General features: G+C 63.9%; 23 protein-coding genes. 10 read left to right on the forward strand and 13 right to left on the reverse strand.

All coding sequences use genetic code 11. The features are described 5' to 3' along the window. Positions 1-6: 6 nt before the first annotated feature. From KG722_RS06560 to KG722_RS06570, 3 genes are all read right to left on the reverse strand, one after another. A complete protein-coding gene (locus tag KG722_RS06560) occupies positions 7-504 on the reverse strand; it encodes a DUF6265 family protein (protein WP_213270902.1) in 498 nt (165 codons plus the stop codon). An 83-nt stretch (positions 505-587) separates the two neighbouring features. Continuing rightward, a complete protein-coding gene (locus KG722_RS06565) occupies positions 588-1,016 on the reverse strand; it encodes a PaaI family thioesterase (protein ID WP_213270904.1) in 429 nt (142 codons plus the stop codon). Beyond that, a complete protein-coding gene (locus KG722_RS06570) occupies positions 1,013-1,504 on the reverse strand; it encodes a PaaI family thioesterase (RefSeq protein WP_213270906.1) in 492 nt (163 codons plus the stop codon). Before KG722_RS06570 ends, KG722_RS06565 begins: the two co-directional genes overlap by 4 nt. 113 nt (positions 1,505-1,617) lie before the next feature. Between KG722_RS06570 and KG722_RS06575 the strand changes: the two genes are divergently transcribed. The 7 genes from KG722_RS06575 to KG722_RS06605 all read left to right on the forward strand — a co-directional run bounded on the left by KG722_RS06575 (position 1,618) and on the right by KG722_RS06605 (position 8,256). After that, complete coding sequence (locus KG722_RS06575) at positions 1,618-2,949, forward strand: NAD(P)-binding domain-containing protein (RefSeq protein WP_213270908.1); 1,332 nt, start codon at positions 1,618-1,620, stop codon at positions 2,947-2,949. Beyond that, on the forward strand, positions 2,946-3,656 hold the full coding sequence (locus KG722_RS06580) for a M23 family metallopeptidase (RefSeq protein ID WP_213270910.1): 711 nt from the start codon (positions 2,946-2,948) through the stop codon (positions 3,654-3,656). Before KG722_RS06575 ends, KG722_RS06580 begins: the two co-directional genes overlap by 4 nt. Positions 3,657-3,695: 39 nt before the next feature. Continuing rightward, positions 3,696-4,391 (forward strand): DUF6498-containing protein, encoded by a 696-nt coding sequence (locus KG722_RS06585; protein ID WP_213270912.1) that lies wholly within the window; start codon positions 3,696-3,698, stop codon positions 4,389-4,391. Between the two features lie 309 nt (positions 4,392-4,700). Further along, the gene (locus KG722_RS06590) at positions 4,701-5,333 is read left to right on the forward strand and encodes a trimeric intracellular cation channel family protein (protein ID WP_213270914.1); all 633 of its coding nucleotides are present in this window, start codon (positions 4,701-4,703) and stop codon (positions 5,331-5,333) included. A 195-nt stretch (positions 5,334-5,528) separates the two neighbouring features. After that, positions 5,529-6,158, forward strand: coding sequence for a TetR/AcrR family transcriptional regulator (locus KG722_RS06595; RefSeq protein ID WP_300998278.1), 630 nt, complete (start codon positions 5,529-5,531; stop codon positions 6,156-6,158). An 86-nt stretch (positions 6,159-6,244) separates the two neighbouring features. Then, positions 6,245-7,282 carry an alpha/beta hydrolase gene (locus KG722_RS06600; RefSeq protein WP_213270915.1) on the forward strand — a complete coding sequence of 346 codons (1,038 nt, stop codon included), beginning with the start codon at positions 6,245-6,247 and terminating at the stop codon, positions 7,280-7,282. Beyond that, entirely contained in the window at positions 7,282-8,256 is a 975-nt protein-coding gene (locus KG722_RS06605; protein WP_213270916.1) for an NADPH:quinone oxidoreductase family protein, read from the forward strand. Before KG722_RS06600 ends, KG722_RS06605 begins: the two co-directional genes overlap by 1 nt. Positions 8,257-8,274: 18 nt before the next feature. On the opposite strand, the gene KG722_RS06610 is transcribed toward KG722_RS06605, so the two are convergent. From KG722_RS06610 to KG722_RS06635, 6 genes are all read right to left on the reverse strand, one after another. Continuing rightward, positions 8,275-9,177: an SDR family oxidoreductase gene (locus KG722_RS06610; protein WP_300998279.1), complete on the reverse strand. Its 903-nt coding sequence runs from the start codon at positions 9,175-9,177 to the stop codon at positions 8,275-8,277. Between the two features lie 83 nt (positions 9,178-9,260). After that, positions 9,261-9,626, reverse strand: a complete 366-nt coding sequence (locus KG722_RS06615; protein ID WP_213270917.1) for a hypothetical protein — start codon at positions 9,624-9,626, stop codon at positions 9,261-9,263. A gap of 57 nt (positions 9,627-9,683) precedes the next feature. Continuing rightward, complete coding sequence (locus KG722_RS06620; protein WP_213270918.1) at positions 9,684-10,517, reverse strand: mechanosensitive ion channel family protein; 834 nt, start codon at positions 10,515-10,517, stop codon at positions 9,684-9,686. 105 nt (positions 10,518-10,622) lie between these two features. Continuing rightward, entirely contained in the window at positions 10,623-11,789 is a 1,167-nt protein-coding gene (locus tag KG722_RS06625) for a mechanosensitive ion channel family protein (protein ID WP_213270919.1), read from the reverse strand. Continuing rightward, positions 11,786-12,532: a hypothetical protein gene (locus tag KG722_RS06630; RefSeq protein WP_213270920.1), complete on the reverse strand. Its 747-nt coding sequence runs from the start codon at positions 12,530-12,532 to the stop codon at positions 11,786-11,788. The genes KG722_RS06625 and KG722_RS06630 overlap by 4 nt, the downstream gene beginning before the upstream one ends. A 68-nt stretch (positions 12,533-12,600) precedes the next feature. Beyond that, the gene (locus KG722_RS06635; RefSeq protein ID WP_213270922.1) at positions 12,601-13,818 is read right to left on the reverse strand and encodes a trypsin-like serine protease; all 1,218 of its coding nucleotides are present in this window, start codon (positions 13,816-13,818) and stop codon (positions 12,601-12,603) included. 133 nt (positions 13,819-13,951) lie between these two features. Here KG722_RS06635 and KG722_RS06640 point away from each other — a divergent pair, with 133 nt between their 5' ends. Then, on the forward strand, positions 13,952-15,466 hold the full coding sequence (locus KG722_RS06640; RefSeq protein ID WP_213270924.1) for a serine hydrolase: 1,515 nt from the start codon (positions 13,952-13,954) through the stop codon (positions 15,464-15,466). An 18-nt stretch (positions 15,467-15,484) separates the two neighbouring features. On the opposite strand, the gene KG722_RS06645 is transcribed toward KG722_RS06640, so the two are convergent. Both KG722_RS06645 and KG722_RS06650 read right to left on the reverse strand, forming a co-directional pair. Next, positions 15,485-17,347, reverse strand: a complete 1,863-nt coding sequence (locus KG722_RS06645; protein WP_213270926.1) for a hypothetical protein — start codon at positions 17,345-17,347, stop codon at positions 15,485-15,487. A gap of 105 nt (positions 17,348-17,452) precedes the next feature. Then, positions 17,453-18,136, reverse strand: coding sequence for a hypothetical protein (locus KG722_RS06650; RefSeq protein ID WP_213270927.1), 684 nt, complete (start codon positions 18,134-18,136; stop codon positions 17,453-17,455). 100 nt (positions 18,137-18,236) lie between these two features. Between KG722_RS06650 and KG722_RS06655 the strand changes: the two genes are divergently transcribed. Both KG722_RS06655 and KG722_RS06660 read left to right on the forward strand, forming a co-directional pair. Further along, positions 18,237-20,825, forward strand: a complete 2,589-nt coding sequence (locus KG722_RS06655; RefSeq protein ID WP_213270929.1) for a ligase-associated DNA damage response DEXH box helicase — start codon at positions 18,237-18,239, stop codon at positions 20,823-20,825. A 73-nt stretch (positions 20,826-20,898) separates the two neighbouring features. Then, positions 20,899-21,513 carry a phosphatase PAP2 family protein gene (locus KG722_RS06660; protein ID WP_213270930.1) on the forward strand — a complete coding sequence of 205 codons (615 nt, stop codon included), beginning with the start codon at positions 20,899-20,901 and terminating at the stop codon, positions 21,511-21,513. On the opposite strand, the gene KG722_RS06665 is transcribed toward KG722_RS06660, so the two are convergent. Both KG722_RS06665 and KG722_RS06670 read right to left on the reverse strand, forming a co-directional pair. After that, complete coding sequence (locus KG722_RS06665) at positions 21,510-22,658, reverse strand: acyltransferase (protein WP_213270931.1); 1,149 nt, start codon at positions 22,656-22,658, stop codon at positions 21,510-21,512. The genes KG722_RS06660 and KG722_RS06665 overlap by 4 nt on opposite strands. Then, a complete protein-coding gene (locus KG722_RS06670) occupies positions 22,655-23,680 on the reverse strand; it encodes a sterol desaturase family protein (RefSeq protein WP_213270932.1) in 1,026 nt (341 codons plus the stop codon). The genes KG722_RS06665 and KG722_RS06670 overlap by 4 nt, the downstream gene beginning before the upstream one ends. Positions 23,681-23,800 lie beyond the last annotated feature (120 nt).

Here is a 23,800-nt window from a genome sequence, read left to right on the forward strand (position 1 = left end):
CGGCCCCTAGCACCGGCGGAAGCTGAACACCTGCGCCTGATCCCCGTTCATGCGGGAGATCGTCGCCGTCATCCGGCGGCCATCACGCGTATAGGTGATCACCTGCGGAAAATCATGTTCCGGGTTGGCGAAGGTCACCGTGTTCCTGGCCCGGCTCGTTTCGGTGAATTCTGAAGGCCCGAACCCGCCGGGATAGGCATTGAACGTCGCCGGCGTGCCGAGCTCGATGCGCGTCTGCTCGAAGAAGGTCGCCGTTTCGCCGTTGAGGTTCAGCGCGTAGCCGAACAGATAGCCATGCTCGGGCTTGGTCCACACTTCCTTGTAGGAACGGTCCTCATTGCGCCAGCAGCCGCTGATCCAGTCCAGATCATCCGCCTGCGCAGAGGCGGGGAGCTGGCACAGGCTGTCACTCCAAGGGCAATGGCAATAAAGGCGCGTTTCATGGGTCCACCAATCCTTCAGCAGCCCGCTCGGGCCTGTCTGTCCTGCTTGCAAACGGATCATTCCGCCAATCATGCCAACGATACCACCCCGGCCCCTGTGTGAAGCCATGACTGCAGCGCGCCCGGCCGGGGGCTGGCGGGCGCCTAGTCGTGCGCCACCATGAAGTGCGCCACAATCGCCGAAACCGGGTCGGCCCGGTTCTCCTGCCAGGCCTCGGCGCGCACAGACGCCATCCGCCGGCCCATCTTCATCACATAGGCGCGCGCATAGAGATCCTTCGCATGGCCCTGGCGCAGATAGTCGATGGTGATGTTCATCGGTTTGGGCGGGCGCGGCATGTCCGACACCAGGAACACCTGCAGCATCGCCGTCAGCTCGAGGAAAGACGCAATCGCCCCGCCATGCAGCGCCCGGATGGTGACGTTGCCGATCAGCTTCTCCTGAAACGGCAGGATCGCCGTCATCTCGTCGCCGAGCACGTCGCAGCGCATGCCAAGGGTCTGCGCAAACGGGATGCGCTTCAGGATGGCGTCCACTTCGTCCGCGCGCGGATTGGTCAGGTTGGGGTTCATACTTCCGTCTTCCCCTGCGGGCTTTGCGAGCCAAAGCGCGGCTTGTTGATGGCAAATGTGCCCGCCGAGGTCGCAATCAGCTTCTCCCGCGTGCCGTGATAGGCCCAGGCGCGCGTAAAGCACACGCTCTTTGTCACCCGGTAGCATTCGGCCTCACCGATGATGTCGAGACCCTTCTCCGCCGGGCGCATGTAATCGATTCGCAGGTCGATCGTGGCCACGAAGCGCAGCTTCGTCATCGCCGCCGTGCAGGCCATGCCGGAGAGATTGTCCAGAAATGTCGTGATCACCCCGCCATGGATGACGCCCGTGTCCGGGTCGCCCACCAGGTTCTCCGCCCAGGGCTGGCGCCCCCAGACATGGCCGGGCTCGATCTTCGTCACCTCAAAGCCCACCTCATTGCCCCAGGGGACGGCGCTGTTCATCAGCCCGACATGCTCGCGCATCACGGCGGCGATGCGATCGGGATCATTTCTGTTATCATTCATCAGAGGCTTACCCCGCGTCCGGATTTGACGCCTTGTCCAAGCCGGATAACATCCCGGCAAGTCCAAAGAAACGGCAAACGTGACCCGCCCCGGCGGAAGAGGAGACGCCCAAAATGGCATTTGACGCAGCGGCAAAGCCCAGGACATGCATCATTGGCGCCGGTTGTTCCGGTTTCACCATGGCTAAAAGGCTGAAAGATGCCGGACTGGCATATGACTGTTTCGAGAAGTCCGACAATGTCGGCGGCAACTGGTACTACAACAACCCCAACGGGGTCTCCTCCTGCTACCAGTCCCTGCACATCGACACGTCCAAATGGCGCCTCGCCTTCGAGGATTATCCCGTCCCCGCTGACTGGCCCGATTTCCCCCATCACGCCCAGCTCCTGCAATATTTCCACGACTATGTGGACCATTTCGGACTGCGCGAGACGATCACCTTCAACACGTCCGTTACCGATGTCGCAGACCTCCCGGGCGGGCGTTACCGGGTCACCCTCTCAACCGGCGAAACCCGCGACTATGACGCCGTCTGCGTCGCCAACGGTCACCATTGGGACGCGCGCACCCCCACCTATCCCGGCAATTTCACGGGCTACCAGGTCCACTCCCATTATTACCGCGACCCCTTCGAGCCCTTTGATTTCCGTGGCAAGCGCGTGATGATCGTCGGCGCCGGCAACTCTGCAATGGACATCTCCTCGGAGCTCTCCCAGCGCCCGATTGCCGAAAAGCTCTACATCTCCATGCGCCGCGGCGTCTGGGTGCTGCCAAAATACATGGATGGCCGCCCCGCCGACAAGGCCGTGCTGCCCGCCTGGATGCCCGCCAGCCTCGGCCGCTCGCTCGCCAAGAAGAAGATCAAGCAGACCATCGGCAACATGGAAGACTATGGCCTGCCAAAGCCAGACCATGAGCCGCTGGAAGGCCACCCCTCCGTCTCCGGAGAATTCCTCACACGCGTGGGCTGCGGTGATATCCACCCCCGCCCGGGCATCGACCGGTTTGAGGGCAACACCGTCCACTTCACCGACGGTACATCGGAGGAAATCGACGCCATCGTCTGGGCGACGGGCTACAACACGACCTTCCCTTTCTTCAAGCAGGACGAGCTAACCCCCAGGGACAACGTCTTCTCCCTCTACAAGCGGATGGTGAAGCCTGGCCGCGAGACCCTGTTCTTCCTCGGCCTCGCCCAGCCGCTGCCGACGCTGGTAAACTTTGCTGAACAACAGTCAAAGCTGGTGGCGGCGGCCCTCAAGGGGCGCTACGCTTTCCCGTCCCATGAGGAGATGAACCGCGTGACCGTTGCCGATGAACAGGCCCATCTGGGCCACTTCTACGACAGCCCGCGCCACCGTATGCAGGTGGACTTCAACCTCTATGTCCGCGACCTCCTGAAGGAGATCGAGCGCGGCGCGAAGCGGGCAAAGGTGGGCGCATGAGGGCAGGGGCGGTCGGTCTTGCCCTGGCAGCGCTTGCGGTGTCTGCCTGCGCCTCCTCGCCCGCTTCGGTCAGCTACCGCCCGGCGCCGGCCATCCTGCGCATGCCCCCGGTGGACTATGGCCCCCCGGGCGACGCGCGCAATCCGCCCCAGGGCCCGTTCCAGCCCAACGCATTCCTGCGTGCCTGTCCCGGCATGCGCGTCTCCAACGCCCCGGCGCTGGACGCCGACCGCTGGCTGACGGATTTCAAGCCGGTCATCGTCGCCTTCGGGGTCATCCTCGCGAGTTCCCCGGTCAATGATGTCTGCCTCTCCTCCGGTTTCGGCCTGCGCGACGGGCGCATGCACAACGGCATCGACCTGACGAGCCGCCCGCCCGGCATCGTCTATTCCGGCGGCCCGGGCCGCGTGGTGGAGGCGAAGAATTCCTCCGGCTACGGCCTGAATGTCGTCCTCGATCATGGCAACGGCGTCTACACCCGCTACGCCCATCTCGATTACTTTGCCCCCGGCATAACGCCCGGCGTCGCCATCGGCTTTGGCCAGCCCGTCGGCCAGATGGGCGCGACCGGAAACGCCCAGGCCGCCCACCTCCATTATGAAATCCTCTCCGGCAATATCGACACGATCAAAGGCTCCTTCGGCCTCACCCCGCATGATCCCCTTGCGTTCCCCCCCTATGAAGGGGCGTTGCAGGCCGGGTACTGATCTGCCAGACCCTTGCGCGTAACCGGGCAGGGGGCGTCCATGATATCGAAAATCTCGCCAGCGTTGATCGCGCGCGCCTATGCCGATCCGCTTTCGCGGTTAAATCTCGCGGTCGATTTCCTGCCCATCCTCGCCATTTTCCTCTTCGGCTGGGGCGCCACTCCGCTGGTCGCGCTCTACTGGCTTGAAAATCTCGTCATCGGCGCCTTCGCCGCGATACGCATTCTCGGCTCCGGCCTTGCCATGATGAAGCGGGGAGACAGCACAGGCGCCGCCGCCTTTTTCCTCGCGCCGTTCTTCTGCTTTCACTACGGGTTTTTCTGCTGGGGCCACGGCATCTTCATCGCCACCTTCGCCGACCTGGAAATGGATCTGACCGGCCCGATCGGCCTGATCGACTGGGCCTTGGGCAGTGGCCCCGGGATCGGCTTCTTCCTGGCCGCGATCATCGCGGCAAATCTGGCTGTCTTCGCGGTAGACTTCATCGGCCGCGGGGAAATTGACCGCACCGGCCCCGGCGAGGAAATGGGCGCCCCCTATGGCCGCATCTTCACCCTCCACATCGCCATCATCCTCGGCGCCGCATTCGCCTTTGGCTCTGACGACCCCCTGATGGGCGTCCTCCTCCTCATCCTCATCCGCGTCGCCTTCGGCATGTTCGGAGAAATCCGCCGCCGGACAAAACGCGATGCTCAGCTGGCAGAGGGAGTAGCGCCGGCAGCTGCAGAGCTCTAAGCCCGCCCCCTATCCTTCCGGAAACCGCACATCCTTTATCCGGGACCTTCGCTGCGGTGCAATGCCCCCGCCGTCTTGTGCGTACCGCGCAATCCACCTTCCCTGCGAAGCGGGGGCGGAGGGGACTTTGAGGGATCATGACTCGCCCCGCCATTTCCCGTAAGATGGCCAGCTGCCGCGAGGCGATGGGCAGACAGATCCCAGCCCCTCGTCACATGCCAGGGGCATAGCGCGTCAGAGTCTCCATCTCCCAATTGACGCCCCCGCCGCTCTCCCCCATCCCTCTCCCTCAAGCACAGGGAGCGCGCCATGAACCCCATCCTGATCCTCGACTATGCGGGTATCGCCGTCTTCGCCGCCACGGGCGCGCTGGCTGCCTCGCGCAAGCAGCTCGACATCATCGGCTTCCTCTTCTTCGCCGCCTTCACAGGGGTAGGGGGCGGCACGGTGCGCGATCTCATCCTCGATGTGCCCGTCTTCTGGGTGGTCAATTCAGACTATCTCCTGATCTGCCTTGTCACTGCCATCCTCGTCTATTTCACGGCCCATCTCTTTGAATCCCGCTACAAGCTCCTTCTGTGGCTCGATGCCATCGGCCTTGGTGCCTATTGCGTGTTCGGGGCCTGGAAGGCGCTGGAGGCGACCGGTTCGCCGGTCATCGCCGTGGTGATGGGTGTCATCACCGCCAGTTTCGGCGGCATCCTGCGCGACCAGCTGGCCGGCGAGCCGTGTATCCTCCTGCGCCCGGAGATCTACATCACAGCCGCGCTCGCCGGCGCGGCAACCTATACCGGGCTCCACCTCGCCGGCCTGCCGGTCATGATGGCGGCTGTCCCCGCCGCCCTCGTCGCCTTCGCCATCCGGGGCGGGGCGATGAAATTCGGCTGGTCGATCCCCGGCTACAAGAGCCGACCGGGCCGCCCCGCCGGGGACATTACCTGACCGCCGCCGGGTCCCTCTAGGGGTTGATACGGGCTTGTCCCGCGCGGCCTGCGGGTGTCCCAGAGTATCACCCGTTGGCCGGAATCGGCCACGGATTGGCCCATGCCGGATACATTGCTGCTCTACGAAATCACAAAGTTGACGCGGAATGACGCCGGGTGCAGGGTCGTGTCGTTACAACCAGAAAGAAGCCCCATGGTCGATACCACCTCGCCTGCAACCGTCTCCGGCAAGCGCGCCAGCACCAAGGCTGCCAATCGCCGGGCGATCCTGCAGGCCGGCCGCCAGGTCTTCGCCCGCATCGGCTATGAAGCCACCACGGTGCGCGACATTATCCGCGAAACTCAGCTCGCCTCGGGAACTTTCTACAATTATTTCAAGTCAAAAGAGGAGGTCTTTCACGCGATTGCTGAAGATTCCACCCACCGGTTCCGCGACCGGCTGGTGGACGTCCGCGCCCGCGCCGAGAGCCTCGAAGACTATATGGAACACGCCTACCGGGCCTATTTCGGCTTCATCTCCCGCGAGAATGAAGAGGCCATTGCCAGCGGCGCGCCCCATATCGCCCTCATCGGCGTGCGCGTCGATACGCCCGAAATGCAGGCCGTCGCCCAGGAAATCCGTGCAGACCTTGAGCATATCCTTGCAAAACAAGGCATTAAACCCTCGGTCGATACCGAATACCTCACCGCCGCCGCCATCGGCATCGCCCGCGAGATGGGCGACTACATGCTCAAACGCCGCCCCGTCGATGTCGAAGGTGCCACCCGTTTCGCCTGCACCCTTCTGCTCTCGGGCCTGGAAGCGCTCGGCGCCCAGCGCTGACCCGCCCGCCGCCGGGGAACCCCTTGGCGGCGCCCGAAAAATGGCGTCAAGTTCTTCCTCCAGAGAGATATGAGGGAGGGAGTTCCATGAGCCTGCAGCGCCTGATTGCCAAGGCGGTCGCCAGCCTGCCCGGCGGCATGATCGTCAAGATGTCGGGCGGCGAGCCCAAGACGATTGAAGGCCGTACGCTGGAACCCCAGCTTCAGCTCGTCGCCTGGAACGGGCGCAACGCTCCGCCGATGTCCACCCTTCCGGCCGAAGCGGTGCAACAGGGCGTCAAGGCGCAACTTGCTCTGATGGCCGACAAGCTGCCCGGCGGGGTCGGCGTCAAGGAGTTCACCATCCCGGGCCCCGATGCCAACCAGATCCCCGTACGTCTCTATACCCCAGCCTCCCAGGACCCCCGGCATCCCCTCATGGTCTATTTCCATATGGGCGGCGGCGTCATCGGCGACATGGACACCTGCCACGCCTTCTGCGGGATGCTCGCTCAAGGCGCGCAGGCGCCGGTCCTGTCTGTTGATTACCGCCTTGCCCCGCAGCACATTTTTCCGGCCGGCCTCGACGATTGTTTCGCCGCCTATAAGTGGGGCGTGGAGAATGCTGCGAAATACGGCGCGCCTGCGGGCAAAGCCTCTGTCGGCGGCGACAGTATGGGCGGCAACTTCTCCGCGATCATCAGTCAGCGGATGAAGCGGGAAGGTGGTCCGGTCCCGGCGCTGCAACTCCTGATCTATCCGGCGATCGACATCTCCAGACACTATCCCTCCAAGACGGCCTTCGCGAATACCTTCTCCCTCAGCCAGGACACGATGGACTGGTTCATGCAGCAATACCTCCCTGCGGGTTTTGACTATACTGACCTCAATGTCTCGCCCGGCCAGGAGACAGATCTCACCGGCCTTCCGCCTGCCGTGGTGGTGACAGCTGGCCATGACCCGCTGGTGGATGAGGGCGACGACTATGCCGAGCGTCTGAAAGCGGCCGGGGTAAAGGTGCAGCACAAGCGCTATGACAGCCTCGCTCACGCCTTCACCGCCTTCACGTTCATCTCGCCAGGCGCCCGCGCGGCCTGCACAGAGATTGCCCGCATGGTCCATGACATGTACGCGGCCCGGAAATAATGAAGGCTCTTGTTGTCAGCGAGCTTGCCCCGGACTTTGCCGGGACTGGCATCCGGGATTTGCCGCTTCCGGAGCCGAGGGCCGGGGAAGTGCGCGTCGCCATCAGGGCGGCCAGTCTCAATTTCCCGGATCTTCTGATGACGGAGGGAAAGTACCAGCTGAAACCGGATCTGCCCTTCACGCTCGGCATGGAGCTCGCAGGCGTTGTCGATGCTGTGGGGGAGGGTGTGACTGCCTTCAGGCCCGGCGATGAAGTCGCCGGCGGCAGCCGTATCGGCGCCTTCGCAGAGCATATTGCCCTGCCTGCTGCGGGCTTGCGCAAAAAGCCCGCCGCGCTCAGCTTTGCCCAAGCCTCTGCTTTCGGCGCGGCGTATCTCACGGCTTACGTCTCGCTGGTCATTCGCGGCAACCTTCAGCCGGGCGAAACCCTGCTCGTCCACGGCGCCAGCGGCGGCGTTGGCATGGCGGCGGTCGAGGTGGGAAAACTCCTCGGCGCAAGGGTCATCGCAACTTCGGCCTCGGACGAGAAACTCAAAACCGTGCAAGCCCGGGGCGCCGATCATGTCATCAACGTCACCCGCGGCTTCCGCGAGGAGGTCAAGGCGCTCACCGGCGGGCGCGGGGCAGACGTGATCTATGATCCGGTCGGGGGCGACGTATTTGATGAAAGCGTTCGCTGTATCGCCTTTGACGGCCGTCTGCTGATCATCGGGTTCACCTCAGGGCGCATTCCCACCGTCAGCGTGAACATGCCCCTGATCAAGGGCTTCTCCGTCGTCGGTGTCCGTGCCGGCGAATATGGCCGTCAGTTTCCGGAAAAAGGGCGCGCCAATCAGGACGCTATCTGGAAATGGGCCGAGGAGAGCAAGGTGAAGCCCTGCATCCACGCTCAAGTGCCACTGGCCGACTGGCGCTGCGCCTTCGACATGATGCGCGGCCGGGAGATCGTCGGAAAGGTGGTGCTGGTGCCCTGAGGCACCAGCCTCCCGCGCTTACACCGTCCGCTTCGCGCGGTCCTTGGCGTTGGTCGCCTCGATGGCTTCGCGCGCGGCGTTCCACTGCTCGTCTCCCCAGGCCGTCAGCATGCTGAAATTGCCGCCGGAGGCATTGTACATCGCCCCGTCGATGGCAATCGTCTGGCCGTTGACGTATTCGCAGCCCGGCGCCATCAGCAGAACGGCCAGGTTGACCAGTTCGTGCATCTCGCCGACCCGGCCCATCGGATTGGCGACGCCCCGGTCCATCCGTTCGGCGCCTTCGGCGTCCGGCGAAAGGCGTTTGGACATGCCTTCGGTGGGGAAGGGGCCCGGCGCAATCGCATTGAAGCGCAGGCCATGACGGCCCCATTCTATGGCAAGCGACTGGGTCATTACATTGACGCCTGCCTTTGACATTGCGGAAGGCACAACGAATGGCCCGCCATTCCAAACCCAGGTCGTCAGGATCGAGCAGACATTGCCGCGCCGCTTTTCCGCAATCCAGCGCTTGCCAATGTCATGCGTCATGTAGAACGTGCCGCGGAACACGATGTTGGAGATCGCGTCGAAACCGCGGATGGAGAGGTCCTCCGTACGCGAAATGAAATTGCCGGCTGCATTGTTGATGAGGCCGGTAAGGGGTCCGTGCTTTGACCAGATAGTGTCGTTCATCTCGGTGATGGCTTCGGCCACGCGGATGTCGCACGCATGGGGCACCACCTTGCCGCCATGCTTGCCCATCAATTCCTGCGCCGTTTCTTCCAGAACGCCGCCCCGGCGTCCGCAGATGTGGACTTCGGCGCCGAGTTTCAGGAACCCTTCGGCCATTTCCTTGCCGAGGCCCGTGCCGCCGCCGGTGACAAGGATGCGCTCATCCTTCATCAGCCCGTCGCGATACATCAGTTTTGAAATGTCCATGAGTGTCTCCTCCCGTATATCCACCTGAAACTTTACAGGCGCTCAGACCTGCCCGCCAGCGGCGACGTCGCGGAACCCCGCGCTCACTTCCGCCAAGGCAGGCTCACCAGCCGCCACAGCGCCCATACCGGCAACACCACCAGCGCTCCGGCAAGCGCGGGCTGCCAGAAATTCCCGATCGCCCAGCCAAGCGCCGCAAAGGTCTGCCGCAGGATCGACCGCAGTGCCTCTGCGAGGTTGAAGCTCGGATCACTCGCGTCAAAGTTTGCCGCCAGCACGAAAAAGCCGACCAGGATGCAGAGCGCCAGAAGTTTCACCCCGCCCCATACGCTGATGCCGAACAGGCGCGCGAGCAGGGGCCGTTTCCCCACAGCTGCAGGCGGCGGCGCAGGGGCTGGCTGGGGCGCAGGCTCCAGGTCAGGGCGGGGGGTGTCGGAACTGTCCGTCATGAAAACATCCTACGCCTTCCGGCCCTGCCGCGATAGGGCAGGCCCGGGAGGCCCGTCTCACTCGGCCGCCACCTTCTGAACGAAGGTGCGGTGCGGATACGGAATGGAAATGCCCTCCCGGTCAAAGGCGGCCTTCACCTTGTGCGTAATGTCGAGGCGCACCGGCCAGTAATCGCCCGACACGACCCAGCTGCGCGTGGCAATGTCTACCGAGCTGTCGCCCAGATTGACCACCCGCACGAAGGGCTCAGGATCCTTCAGGATACGGTCATCTTCGGCGATCACCGCCTGAATGATGCGGATCGCCTTGTCCATGTCATCATCATAGTCGATGCCGAAGGTCACATCCACGCGCCGCTGGTCAAAGCCCGAATAGTTCTTGATGACATCATCAATCGCCTGACTGTTGGGAACGATCACCTTGATATTGTCAGGCGTTGCCAGGATCGTCTGGAAGAGGGTGATGTCCTTCACCGTGCCGGACACGCCCGCCGCCTCGATGAAATCGCCGAGCTTATAGGGCCGGAACACCATGATCATCACACCAGAGGCGATATTGCCGAGCGCGCCTTGCATGGAGAGGCCGATCGCCAGCGTCAGCGCGCCGAGCACGGCCACAAAGCTTGTCGCCTGTACTCCGAACACCTGAAGGGTCGCAATCGCTACTGCGGCAATGATCGCCCACTGAACGAGCGAGGCAAAGAAGTTCGACAGCGTGACGTCGATTTGCAGATTGCGCGCGCTCTGTTTCCGCACCAGCCCGCTCAGCCACCCCGCGATCCGCAGCCCGACAACGACCAGAACCAGGGCGCCGATCGCCCTCAATCCGAAGGGCAGCAGATAGGGGCCTAATGTCTCCCAGATTGCCTGGGGGTTCATTGTCTCGTCCATGTCAGTCTCCTTTTCAGGTGAGCCTGCTGTAACTGATCAGCATACGGCGTTTTGTGTGTGGCTGCGGTCCTTTTCGTCTCGTTGCAGCGTTGGAAAGCCTGCGGCTCAGCCGCTGGTATCGCGTTCAGGCGGCAGGGGCGGGTCTTTGGGCGTTTTGGGCGCGGCGCTTTCGGGCTTTTCCATCCGGTATTCGGTTGTCGTCGGGAAAGGAATTGTGATCCCGGAACTGTCGAAACTTTGTTTGACGCTCTTTTTCAGGTCGGCGCTTACCTGAATCAGATCGGGCGTTGCCACCCAGGCACGCAGCCGGAGCGAGACGGCCCAATCGTCGAGAGACTGCACGCCTGCCCATATTGGCATATAGCTGATGACTTTTGGGTGGGCCTCGGCGACATGGTTGAGGACTTCCAGAGCCTTGTCGATGTCGTCTCCATAGGAAATGCCAAAATACATATCCAACCGCCGGAAAGGCTGGATCGTATGGTTGATCAGGGGTGCCCCCCACACCTTGTCATTGGTCAGCGAAACAATCTTGTTGTCGATCTGCTTCATGGTCGTGGTGAAGGGGGTGATGTTGGTCACCTCGCCTTCTAGCTCAGCGAGCGTTACATAGTCCCCGATCCGGAACGGCCGGAAGATTGCCAGCATCACGCCAGCGGCCACCGCCTTGAGCGTATCCTGCAGCGCCAGGCCAATCGCGAGACCTGCCGCGCCCAGCACAGCGGCCAGCGAAGCGGCCGGAAAGCCAAGCTGGATCAGCGCCGTGACGATGGCGATGGCAAAGATTACATATTTGATCAGCGAAGCGGAAAACGCGATCAGCGTGTCATCTGCCCCGGTATGAGCGTGGGCCTTCTCGCCGAACTTGCGCAACGAACGGGCAATCATGTTGGCGCCCGCCAGCGCGAAGAACAGGATGGCCACCGCCGCCAGCGCGCCCGGCCCGCGTGTCTCCACCAGGGCGCGCCAGTCATAACCGGCAAGGCCAAGGGGCAGGGGCGAGAACAGGATCAGCGCAAACACGCGGGAGACAGACGCTGTCAGATCCCAGGCAGACCCGTCAAAATCCTTGTCCTTGGGCGTCCTGAGCTTGCCGGCAAAGCGCACGGCATGTTTCACGCCCGTCGCCAGAAGCCAGATCAGCACCACGGAGGCCAGAACCAGGCCCCATTTGATCGCATGCGGCCAGGCCGCGGCTGCCCAGGCTGGCCAGGTGGAGGTGTCGAAATTCAGCTGCGCCAGGAGGCGCGACGTGTCGGTCGGTAAGCTCATGCGCCCCGTTTAACCGGCTTTGCGCCGCGCGTCAGCCTCAGCAGCAGAAGTATGAGGAGGCATCCGGCCGCAAAATGCCCGATGAGGTGCATGCCTGTCTCCAGCCAGTTGTGGAAGGCAATCCCGAGGATGCCCCAGCCGGCGGCCACGAAGTACCAGAGGCTCGCGCTGATGCGGCTGGCAAAGATCCAGGCAAACAGTCCTGCGCTGAGGATGGTTGACCAGAACATCGGCCAGGGAAAGTCGCTCGGGGCGAGCCCGGTGAAACTGCGGATCGTCAGGGGGATGGAGATGGCGGTCGCCACCGAAATCCATCCGGCCAGCAGGCCGCTCGCCGCGTCGCCGAAATGGAAGCCGAGGCTGCGTGTCCCCCGCAGGGCTTCTGCCTCCCGCGCCGCCCACCAGGCAGAAACGAAGATCGGCGCCAGCAGGACAAAATCCAGTGGCTGCGACCCGACGAGCTGCGCGCTCAGCATCCAGACGATATTGCCCACCCCCGCCAGCACCAGCGGCAGGCCGAGACGGCGCGGCCAGTCATCCGGGCGCACCAACCCGTTGACCCCGAAGGCAGCATAGGCGGCAAAGATCACGCTCCAGATGGAGAAGAAGGCCGGAAAAGGCTGCTCGGGCGCGCTCGTACCGGAGGTCGCGTCCCCGATCGGTGTGCCAATGCCGAACGCCGGCGCCAGCGCGCCTGCCAGCGGCTGGAGAAAGCCGAGCAGCAGAATCAGAAGCGGACTCAAACGGTTATGCATCGTGAAAAGGCCTCTCATTCCGGAAGTTGATACAGGTCCGGCCCTGTCCACCCGCATCAGCGGCAGGCAGTCCCGTCCTGCTCGCACAGCGCCATCACCGAAGAGATCCAGCCAGCATAGCCCTGCAGGTTGGTATAGCGGCCGTTATACTCGCCCTCGCAGAAATGCCCGGTGGCGCGGTTCTGTTCGACGACGGAGAGAATGCCGACCACTGTCTTGCTGCCATCGGTCTCAGTTACATAAAGCGGCCCGCCGCTGTCGCCGATGCAGGGGCCTGCGCCATTCTCGCTGGAAACCGTGATAGCAGCCGGCCCGGCCGCAACAATTTTGAGCCGCGTGGTCAAGAGGTCATTGGAAAGCTGCCCGTCAAACCGGGTCAGCCCCCAGCCGGCCATATCGCCGACGGGATAGTTCGCCGGCGCCAGCGGCAGCGCCGTCTGGCCAAACCGCGCCACAGGCACATTCCCAAGGCCGGCGATCTGTTCCTCGTTGAGGCGAACCAGCGCGATGTCGTTGGCATAGCCATTATCTGTGCCCTGATAACCGGCATGGCAGACGGCATATTCGGCAGAGGTGCGCCGGGCTTCCGGGCTGCGCAGGTTCGCCGCCTCGCCAATCAGGCGGATCTCGTCGAAGGGTTCGTCGATGCAATGGGCCGCTGTCACAAACCAGTTGCGCGCCACTCGCACCGCTCCGCAATGCCCGCTGGCGACAATTCCCGCCGCATCCGTCCGGCGCGGCTCGATCTTCACGATCCCGGGAAAGGCGCTGAGGCTCGCGGCCAGCGCGTTGACCGCTTCGGTCCCCAGCATTGGCTCTTCCAGCTCGGTCGCCCCGGCGGCCTTGGCCACGGTCGGCGTCGGCGCCGCGCCGCCGGGCAGGGTGCACCGGCTGGCATTGACGAGGCCGAGCGAGGTCGCCCGCAACGCTTCAGGTGTCAGCATCGCTTCGTCATCAGCCGCCGTCCCGTTGGCCGCATCACCCGAAGGGGCAGGGGCATCTTCCGGCGCGGCCGTTGCCCCTTCGGCTTGTGTCTCCAGCGCCGAAGCTGCGGCGGCTTCTTCGGCGGCAATCCGGGCGGCTTCAGCCTCTTCTTCCGCGATTTCCTCGGGCGTGGGCTGCAGGTCGGTCTCGGTATAGCTCCCCGCCGGGGGGGCCGTGTCGGCGGCCTTTTCCTCCGCCGAAGACGGGTTGATGCCCGGCAGGCGAACCTGGTCACAGCCCGCAAGTATGAACGCCATCCCGGCAAGGGCGGCAATATAGGTGCGTCGCATTCCGATGGTCCCCTTCTGAAAGCATCGCCAGGTGCGCATAAAGGCCCTGTGCGGGGCCCCGGTCAACTGCCGCGCCGGGCTTGCCCGCTGCGCCCGGCTGCCTAAACTCTGCCCCAGCCTAGGAGACCCGCCCATGACCCCTTTCCGTGCAGCCCTTGCGGCGTTGGCCCTGTCGATCCCGCTGACCCTGCCGGCAACCGCCCAGGAAGGGGGCAATACCGAGGACGTCCAGCGTGCCCTCGCCGCCGGCTGGAAGGCCAGCTTCACCTGTTCGGGCCTCTTCGTGGCCGGGCAGACCCTGGCGGACATCGAGCAGAATGATCTCTCCGGCATCTATCCCGACTATGCGCGCTTCTACGACCAGCTGCCGCCTGCCTCGGTCGATCAGAGCCGCAAGATCGTCTCGGTCGACTATTCGCCGGTCATGCCTCCCCGCATGGCGGCCTGGCGCCCGGGCTATGGCTGCACCCAGCTGCCCATCGGTGCTTCTGAAAAAGCCATCGACTTCCTCCCGCGCTTTGCCGCCTGGCCGGAATACACCACTAACGACCGGGGCAGCGCCATCGGCTCGAATGTGAAGGTCGAGCTGCGCCTGGAAGAAGCCGAGCGCCTCGAAATGCCCGTCACCGCCGCCTTTGACGAAATGACCTATGGCGCCGGCACGCGGACAAGCTCGGTCGTCATCGTGCGCGATGGCCAGGTCGTCGCCGAGCGCTATGCCCGCGGCGTCGAGCATGAAACGCCCCAGCGCACCTGGTCGGTGGCCAAGTCCATCACCGCCACGCTGATCGGCGCCGCCCGCCGCCAGGGCAAGATCGACATCGACTATCCGGCTGTCCTCACTGCCTGGAACAAGGGCGCCGATCCGCGCCGCGAAATCACGATCCGCGATCTCCTGCACATGGCCAGCGGTCTCGACAGCGGCGAAAGGGGTTCGCGTACGGACCGTATCTATTTCGGAGGCGGACGCGTTGTCGATCAGGCCGCCGGCAATGTCCTGGAAGCCGAGCCCGGCACCCGCTTCAAATATGCCAACAACGATACCCTCATCGCCATGCGCGCCCTGCGCGAAGCAATGCAGGACGACGCCCTCTATCACCGCTTCCCCTACGAGTCCCTGCTTCACAAGATCGGCGCGGTGCGCACCACGCTCGAGATCGACTGGAACGGCGATTTTCTCTCCTCCAGCCAGGTCTGGGCCACCGGCCGCGACCTTGCCCGTATCGGCCAGCTCTACCTTCAGGACGGCGTCTGGGCCGGTGAGCGTATCCTGCCAGAGGACTGGGCCGATTTCGTCAGCACACCCGCCCCGGTCCAGCCCACCGGCGCCGGTCAGGATAATTACGGCGCCCAGTTCTGGCTCATGAACAATGTTCCCGGCATACCCGAGGACACCTATTATGCCGCCGGCAATCGCGGCCAGTACATCGTCATCCTGCCTTCGCTCAACACGGTCATCGTCCGTCAGGGGATCGACATGATCGGCGGCGCACGGTTCGAGATCGACCGTTTCGTGCTGGATGTGACCCGCGCCATCGAGGCCGCCGATCAGGACCGCGCTGCCGGCGCCGAGGCCCTGCGCCAGTCGGCCGAGGAAGAAAACGCCCCGCGCCCGCGCGTTCCCCTGCGCGGCAACTGGCAGCCCTAAGGGCTGCCAGTCTCAGGGTCAGGGCTGGGCAGCTTCTGCTGGCGGCGTATGCGTCACGGAGACTCCATACAGGCTCACCAGCTCGGCCGGGTCAGGCTCGGCCATCCCACCGGAGGCGCCCATCGCCGTTTCGGCCGTAATCGGCGTTGCCGGCGCCATCCGCAGTTCGATCTTGCCGCCTTGGGTGATGAAGTCGGAGAGCCGCAGAAGCCAGCCTGTCGCCTCGGGCACCATCTTGCCCACCTGGCCGCTTCCGGCCGCGAAGCTCCCGGCGGCAAAGGCCCGTACGTCCTTGGGGGTGGAATCGGCAAAGCCCGCCAGCATCGGGTTGGCATCAGGATAGGCCTTGGCTACCTCGATCACCATGGTTGAAACTGCGTCCAGCCCGCCTTCATCGGCCAGCGCCCAATGTGCGCCGGCAAAGCTGAACCGTTCTTCCAGCAGGTCGCTGAGCGCGTCCTCGTCCGGCGTGCGGCCATCCTCGCCGAGATGCGGAACAATCTCCGCAAAGCCCGGCAGGCCGAGTTCAAAACGCCAGTCTTCGGTGAAGAAGTTTGCGGTCGATGTGTAGCTCTCCCCTACGGTCTGGCCGGTGTCCCGGTTCCAGGAAAGGTTCAGCCGCCCGTCTGCCGTCAGCTTGGCAAGCCCTGAGCGTTGCAACATCCCGGCAATCTGCGCGGGCGTGGGTTCGTCCACCGGCTCGCCCGAAGCTTCCAAAATGCGATCAATCGTCGTCATGAATTGGGAAAGATCAATCGAGACGCCCTCATAGTTCAGATTGATCTGTTCCGGGAAGAACCAGCTGAATTGATCGGCAGACGCTTCCAGGCGGTCGACCTCAAAAACTGGCGCGCCGTCCAATGAGAAGCTTGTATCTTCCATCAGATAGGTGCCAAGGCTGAACTCTGTCAGCTCCGTGATCGGAGGAAGTTCGCCCCGCTCGCCCCATTCCAGCAACTGTCCAAACTTCAGATCGCTCATGGCAGACTTGCCCATTTGCCCGGTCATCCGGAAGCCGGGGAGGGCGCTGGCCTCTCCCAGATCATTGAACGTGAAGTTCATGTCGAACGTGGCATCGGTCTGCACAACACCTTTGAGATTGCCCCGGTCATAGCCATAGGTCAGCTGGCGCGGATAAACCGTCGTGCTGATGGCGGTCATCGTGGCATCTTGCTGGTTCTGGATCATCCGCGTGTCCAGGAAGAGCAGGTTGTCGAGCGAGAAATTGCGGGCCACCGCCGAGACAAGGCTGATGGCGCGGGTCTCTTCAGAAGCGTCTTCCGCCGGGTTGTAGGTCCAGGGATGTAGGGTCAGTCCTGCCAGAACCACCCGTCCGGCCTCCATCTTGATTTCCTGCTCCAGATCACCGGCCTCGAGCACATCACGCACCTCGTCAGGAAGCATGTCCTGCGTTGCGTCCAGATAGTCGCTCATGTCGAGGGACAATCCGGCAATCTCGATCCGGTCGAAGATCTGCGTGGTCTGGTCCAGCGCGCGGCCTTCAAGGCGGGCGTCAATGGCGTCGAGATCAAAGTTCCAGAACAGGATCTCGCTGGCGGTGATGGCCACTCCGGCCTCTTCACCTTTCACCTGGAACACCACATCGCTGAGCCGGTAAGCGCCGGTATCAGGATCAATGCCTTCTGCGGCATAGGTCAGCGTGCCCCATTCGTTTGTATAGGCTTTCAGCCGTTCGGCCTCGAAACCTGCGCCGGGCTTGCCGCTCGGGCGTTGCTCTGCGGCAGCAAACAGCGCCTCAATTCCGCTAGCAGGCGCTTCCACGGCCGGAGCCTGCGGTCCATCGCCCCGGCCGCAGGCGGCAATGGATGCGACCAGCGCCAGCGACAATGCCGCGCTACGAAGATGTGAAGTCAAAGCCATAATGTGTCCCCATTCGCTGCGAGGCCCCCTGTCTGACAAGGGTTTCCTCCTGAGGCAAGGTCAGGGGCTAAACCTTGCCCGGTTCTTTGAGGCTGCCGCGTGTTTTCAGGGTGTCCCGAAACCTGATTGTGGCGCCGCCTTCAGGTTCGACACCTTGCGCGTTTCGTTCTGGCTGAAGGCTTGCATCATCGCGTTGCCGCTGACCTGCATGTTGAATGTGTCGATATGGCTGCGCCCGTCCGGCGCCACCTTGCAGGAAACCTTCATGCTGAACGTATCGACCTTGGCCACCATCGCCGGCTTGAACGCCTTGGGCGCGGTCAGCTCGAAGGCGAGCACATTGCCCGTCGCCTTGTCCAGCGTCGCCTTGCCGGTCAGGTGTTTGACCACATCGCGCATGTCATCATTGTCGCCGGGCAGGGGGGTAAAGCTGTAGGTTGCTGCGCTCGCCGTTTCTGAAACGCGCCTGGCGCTTGCCGGGATGCTCTTGGTGAAATCGCTGCACCAGATGTCGCCCTTGGTCTGCGTCTTCAGGCGCTCGGCGCGTTTGGCCGCGTCGCCCTCAAGGCTTGCGATATCCGGCGTGATCGCCACAACCCGTTCGCCCTCAGGCCGCGCCTGATCGACCTTGAAACTGAAGCGCTGCGCGCCATCGTCAAACACCATGTCGAAGAGATAGGCCGGGCCCTCCCTTGGCGCCTTGCGCGCCTTCTCCAGCAGCGCGTCCGCCCCTGCGGGCAGGGCAAGGCCGATGACGCAAAGTCCGGTCAGAAACAGGCGGGGGCGCATCGGCAGGCTCCATCAGATTGCAGGGCGAGGGCAACTTCTTCCTTTCCGCCGCAAAATGAAAGAGCCAGACGCCGCGCCTTGCCCTAGTTTAATCTCCGCCATGGCCGACACCCAGCCCCCCGCTTTCCAGCTTCCGCCCGCCTTCGCGGCGTGGTTTGCTGCGCGCGGCTGGGCGCCCCGGCCCCATCAGCTTGCCCTGGCAGAGGCCTCCCTTGCCGGGGAAAGCGCCCTCCTCATCGCCCCGACCGGCGGGGGCAAGACACTCGCAGGCTTCCTCGGCAGCCTGATCGAGCTCTCCCAGAAGCCGCGCTCCAATGCCGCCATTCCATCCCTCCACACCCTCTACATCTCCCCCCTCAAGGCCCTCGCCGCAGACGTTCAGCGCAACGTCCTCATCCCGGTCTCGGAAATGGGGCTGCCCATCCGGATCGAGACGCGCACCGGCGATACCGCCAGTCATGTCCGCCAGCGCCAGCGCAAAACCCCGCCGGACATCCTCCTCACCACGCCCGAACAGCTCGCCCTGCTGATCGCCTCCGATCATGCCGCGAGCTTCTTTGCAGACCTCAAATGCGTCATCATCGACGAGATCCACGCCATTGCGCCCTCCAAGCGCGGCGATCTCCTCTCTCTCGGCCTCGCCACCCTCGCGACATGGTCCCCTACCTGCCGCTTCCTCGGCCTCTCCGCCACCGTGCGCGATCCTGCGCAGCTCGCCGGCTGGCTTGATGTGCGCAGCCCCGCGGCGCGGCCATCAACACCTCTCCCCGAAGGGGCGAGGGGGCTAAAACCCTCCGTGCACATCATCCAAACCCCTTCCGCAATCTCCCCAGACATCTCCATCCTCGTCTCCCGCGAGCGTATTCCCTGGTCGGGCCATTCGGGGCGTTTCGCCGTGGGCGAAGTCTACGAAGCCATCCGCGACGCGACGATGACGCTGGTCTTCGTCAACACGCGCAGCCAGGCCGAGCTTCTCTTCCAGGAACTTTGGGCCGCGAATGAAGACGGCCTGCCTATCGCTCTGCATCACGGCTCACTGGCCCGTGAGCAGCGCGAACGGGTCGAGGCCGCCATGGCCGGGGGCCTTCTCAAAGCAGTCGTCTGTACGTCAACCCTCGATCTCGGGATCGACTGGGGCGAGGTAGACCTCGTCATCCAGATGGGCGCCCCCAAGGGAGCCGCCCGCCTGATCCAGCGGATCGGGCGCTCCAACCACCGGATGGATGAAGCCTCCAAAGCCATCCTTGTGCCCACAAACCGGTTCGAAGTCCTCGAATGCCGCGCTGCAGAGGCCGCTGTCGAAGCCGGTGAAATCGACGGGGAAGGCCCGCGCTCCGGCGCGCTCGACATCCTTGCCCAGCATGTCATGGGCCGCGCCTGCGGAGAGGGCTTTCACCTGGCTGCCCTCTACGATGAAATCCGCCGCGCCCAGCCCTATGCGGGGCTCGACTGGGAAACCTACGAACGCATCGTCGATTTCGTCGCCACCGGCGGCTACGCCCTCAAAACCTATGACCGCTTCCACCGGATCGTCCGCCGCGCCGACGGCCTCTGGGTCGCCCGCACTCCCAGAGACAGACAGGCCCACCGCATGAATGTCGGCGCCATTGTCGAGGCGCCGATGCTCAACGTCCGCCTGGCAAGTTTTGCCGGCGCCAATCCTTCAACCCCTCTCCCCAAAGGGGCGAGGGGGCCAGACGCGCAGCCACAATCGGAAACCCGCCGCGCCCTGCGCGCAGGCCGCAAACTCGGCGAAATGGAAGAATACTTCCTAAGCCTCCTCACCCCTGGCGACACCTTCCTCTTCGGCGGCGAGATCCTCCGCCTCCTAGGAATTGATGGCATGGACGCCCTCTGCGCCCGCGCGCAGTCCGACAGTCCCGCCATCCCCACCTATAATGGCGGCAAATTTCCGCTCAGCACGTTCCTGGCAGACCGTGTCCGCCACATGATCCACAATCCCGAAGAGTGGAAACACCTGCCGGGCCCCGTGCGGGAATGGTTCGAAATCCAGCAGCTGCGCTCAGCCATTCCGCCGCCGGACCATCTGCTGGTCGAGACCTTTCCGCGCGCAGACCGGCATTATCTTGTCTCCTATCCCTTCGAGGGCCGCCTTGCCCATCAGACCCTCGGCATGCTCGTTACCCGCCGTCTCGAACGCGCGGGTGCCAAACCTTCGGGCTTTGTCGCCAGCGAATACGCCATGGCCGTCTGGGGCATGGAAGACATGCGCGGTCTCGACATGGCCGGGATATTCCATCCCGACATGCTGGGCGACGACCTTGAAGAATGGCTCGATGAAAGCGCCCTGATGAAGCGCACCTTTGCCCATTGCGCGCTGATCTCCGGCCTCATCCACCGCAACATGCCGGGGTCGGAGAAAAACTCCCGTCAGGTCACGTTCTCCACAGACCTGATCTTCGATGTCCTGCGCAGCCATGAGCCCGGCCACATCCTCTTGGAAGCCACCCGCGCCGACGCTGCCACCGGCCTCCTGGATGTCCGCCGCCTGTCGGACATGCTCGCCCGCATCCACGGCCACATCGTCCACAAGCCGCTCGCCAAGATCAGCCCCTTCGCCGTCCCCGTCATGCTCGAAGTCGGCCGCGAACCCGTCTTCGGCGCCTCCGCCATGGAAGCCATCCTCCGCGAAGCTGAAGAAGACCTCGTCCGCGATGCGATGGATTGATAAGTCTCACCAGGCCGTCATAAAGCCTGGCGCTGCCGCTTGAAGACCGCCTGGCTTGAAAGAGGCGACTGCCATGAAACACGCCCGCCTGATCCTCCTTGTCCTGCTGGTCCTCGTGCCCGGCGCCGCCTCGATCGCCACTCAGGGCGGTGTCCCCGGGGATGTTGCGGTCACCCGCGCCCTGCAGACCCTGCTGGGCGAGGCCTCCGGCTGGGCCTTGCCGGTGACCCATCTTGCCAAGGCGCCTTGGCTCTGGGCAAGCATGTGCGTTGCTATCGTGCTTGCCTGGCTTGCGGGGGGCATCCTGCGCGTCCCCGCGCCCGTACTTGCCTATGGCTTTGCCTGGGGCGCTGATCAGATCCTCCGGAGCCTGATCTTCGTTCCCCGGCCGGACGATGCCTTGGTTACTCTCGCCAGCGCCAGTTCTTCCAGCGGCCTGCCGTCCACATTCGGTCTGGTCTTCGGCGCGCTGTTTGGCGCCGCCCTTTGGATTGCTGGAAGCGGCGTACGCCATCAGGCCATCCTCGCCCTGTCGCTGCTGTTCATGGCTGTCGGCGCCGCTGCCCGCATCGTCCTTGGCGGACACTGGCTTAGCCAGATGGTGCCATCTCTGGCACTCGGCGTGCTACTTGCCGGGCTCGCCGTCTGGCTGGTGGAGCGCGCGGCGCGTCGTTTCCAGTTCGCCTAGTGCCTCGCGGGCTCAGGCGAGCGCCCGGTCGCGACCCGCCACCGCCCGGACACCCATCCGAACGCCTCGCCCACAATACGCTTCCAGGCCTCCAGCCGCCGCTCGGACACTTCCGCCAGCGCCAGGGACGCGGCCAGCGTTGCGCCCGCCAGTGCCAGCACATGCAGGCTGTTGCTGCCATCATAGCCGGGCAGGCCGTGCAGGAAAGTCAGGATGGGATAGTGGAACAGGTAGATCGAAAACGTCGCCCCCGCCCACCAGCGGATGGCGGCTTCGCCCTTCGGCCCGATCCAGCGCGCCTCCTGCGCCAGCCGGTGCACGCCGAGGAAATGCGCGCCCATCAGCCCGGCGATCAGGAAGTTCCACAGGAACTCGTCGGAAAATCCGAGTACGGAGTGCGGGCTTGTCTCGCCCAGCAACAGATAGGTCTGCACATAGAGCCGCTCGGGCACCTGCCAGGCCAGCGCCAGCGCGTAGACGCCAAAGGGCGCCAGCGCCAGCGTCCAGCCGGACACCTGCGACAAGCGCCCGCCCAGTCCGCGCCCCATCGCCTGTTGCAGCCAGACGCCCAGAAGCCAGCACGGCGCCAGCAGCAGGATCGCCGGCCCGGCCACAATCGCCATCAGCCCGAGCAGGGTCCAGCGGGTCGCCCCCCGGCAGAAGACCGCCACGCCAAAGCCGGCATAATACCATGCCTCATACGCAACCGACCAGAATGGCCCGTTCGTGCCCACGCGCATGGATTCGCCCCAGACCTGCGTCGTGAAGGTCAGCGCCCGGACATACTGCTCGCCAATCGCCTCGCCCGAATACCACCAGCCGTCATAGGCGGCCGGGAAGAGGGCAGAGCCTGCAATGTCCAGAAGCAGTGTAACGATCAGGGCCGGGACGATCACCGAATAAAGCCGCGCAATCCGCGACTGCGCATAGGCGCCTGGCCCCCGGTCGCGCGCAAAGGTCGTATGCGCAATCACGAAGCCAGAGAGGACAAAGAACACAACCACCGCGTCGCTGCCCAGATTGAGCTCGCGGATCCAGTCCATCCCGCCTTGGGTGAAGCGCTCATAGCCCAGGTGCGAAGCAAACACGACCATCGCCGCCAGAAAACGCAGCGCGTCGAGATAGAGGGAAAAGCCGCGCGTCATTCTGCCATCACCCGGCTGGACGTCCCGCGCGCCCGCAACGCTTCGCCGGCTTCTGCAAACGGCACCAGATACGCGCTTGTCAGAGAGGTGTGAACCTGCGCCTGGCGCACGCCGGCTGCGTCCGCCACGCCAAATTCCAGCGTTTCGCGCCCTTGCGGAACATATAATGTGCCGAACATCCAGTCCCAGATCGCGAAGATCAGGCCGTAATTCTTGTCGTGATGCTTCACCGCGCAGGAATGATGGATCTGGTGCTGAGCCGGGCTGATGAGGATGCGGCTCACAACAGGACCATAATCAATCCAGATATGCGAATGGCGCAGCGCCCCGCCCGCCGCATTGAACGCGAGGATCACCACCCCAAGCCCCAGCAGCGTTGCCGTATCGTAAACCCCGAACAGGCCGAAGATCACGCCCATCACAGGCGCCAGGAACAACGCGCTCACAAATCCGAAAATCAGTTCGTAGACGGGATGGTTGCGCTTGGCCGTCAGGGGCGTGAGATACTCGGCGCTGTGATGCAGCTTGTGGAACGGCCAGAGGACGGGATGCTCATGGTGCAGCCGGTGGGTCACGTAATAGGCAAAATCCCCCGCCAGCGCGGCCAGCAGGGTTGCCAGCGCCAGAACAGTCCAGGGCAGGGCGCCCGAGCTCTCGCCGTGCACGCCGCCGCCAACCAGCTTGGCCACGGCGATAACGAGGCCGAGCTGCACGCCGCTCGTGACGATCCCCATCGCCGGCTCGATCAGCTTGTTGGCAAAATACACCTTCACATCCACCAGCGAAGACCGGGAAAAATACATGCTCCGGGGAATGAGGAAATCGGCGAGCCCGCCTTTGCCCTCGGCGTGGCCCTGCCGGCGCGCGAAAAGCCAGGCCGCCGTGCCCAGCAGGAAGAAAGCGATCAGGCCGCTCCAGTGCAGGCGGCTGCCGGCGTCAAACGGCAGGAGGCTCCACGCCCAGTGGGCGAGGCGCTGGGCTTCTTCGGGAATCGCTTCCGTCAGGCGCGCAAGTTCCTGCATGTGTCCGCCGGCCCCATCACGTTTTGTGTCTATATGCCGAAGCGACCAGGATAGGGCGCCAGCCTTAAAATGACGTGAAAAGAGAGGCGCCCGGACCCCCGAGAGTGAGGGAAAAAACCT

The sequence above is a fragment of the Hyphomonas sp. genome (assembly GCF_018402285.1).
Taxonomy (GTDB): domain Bacteria; phylum Pseudomonadota; class Alphaproteobacteria; order Caulobacterales; family Hyphomonadaceae; genus Hyphomonas.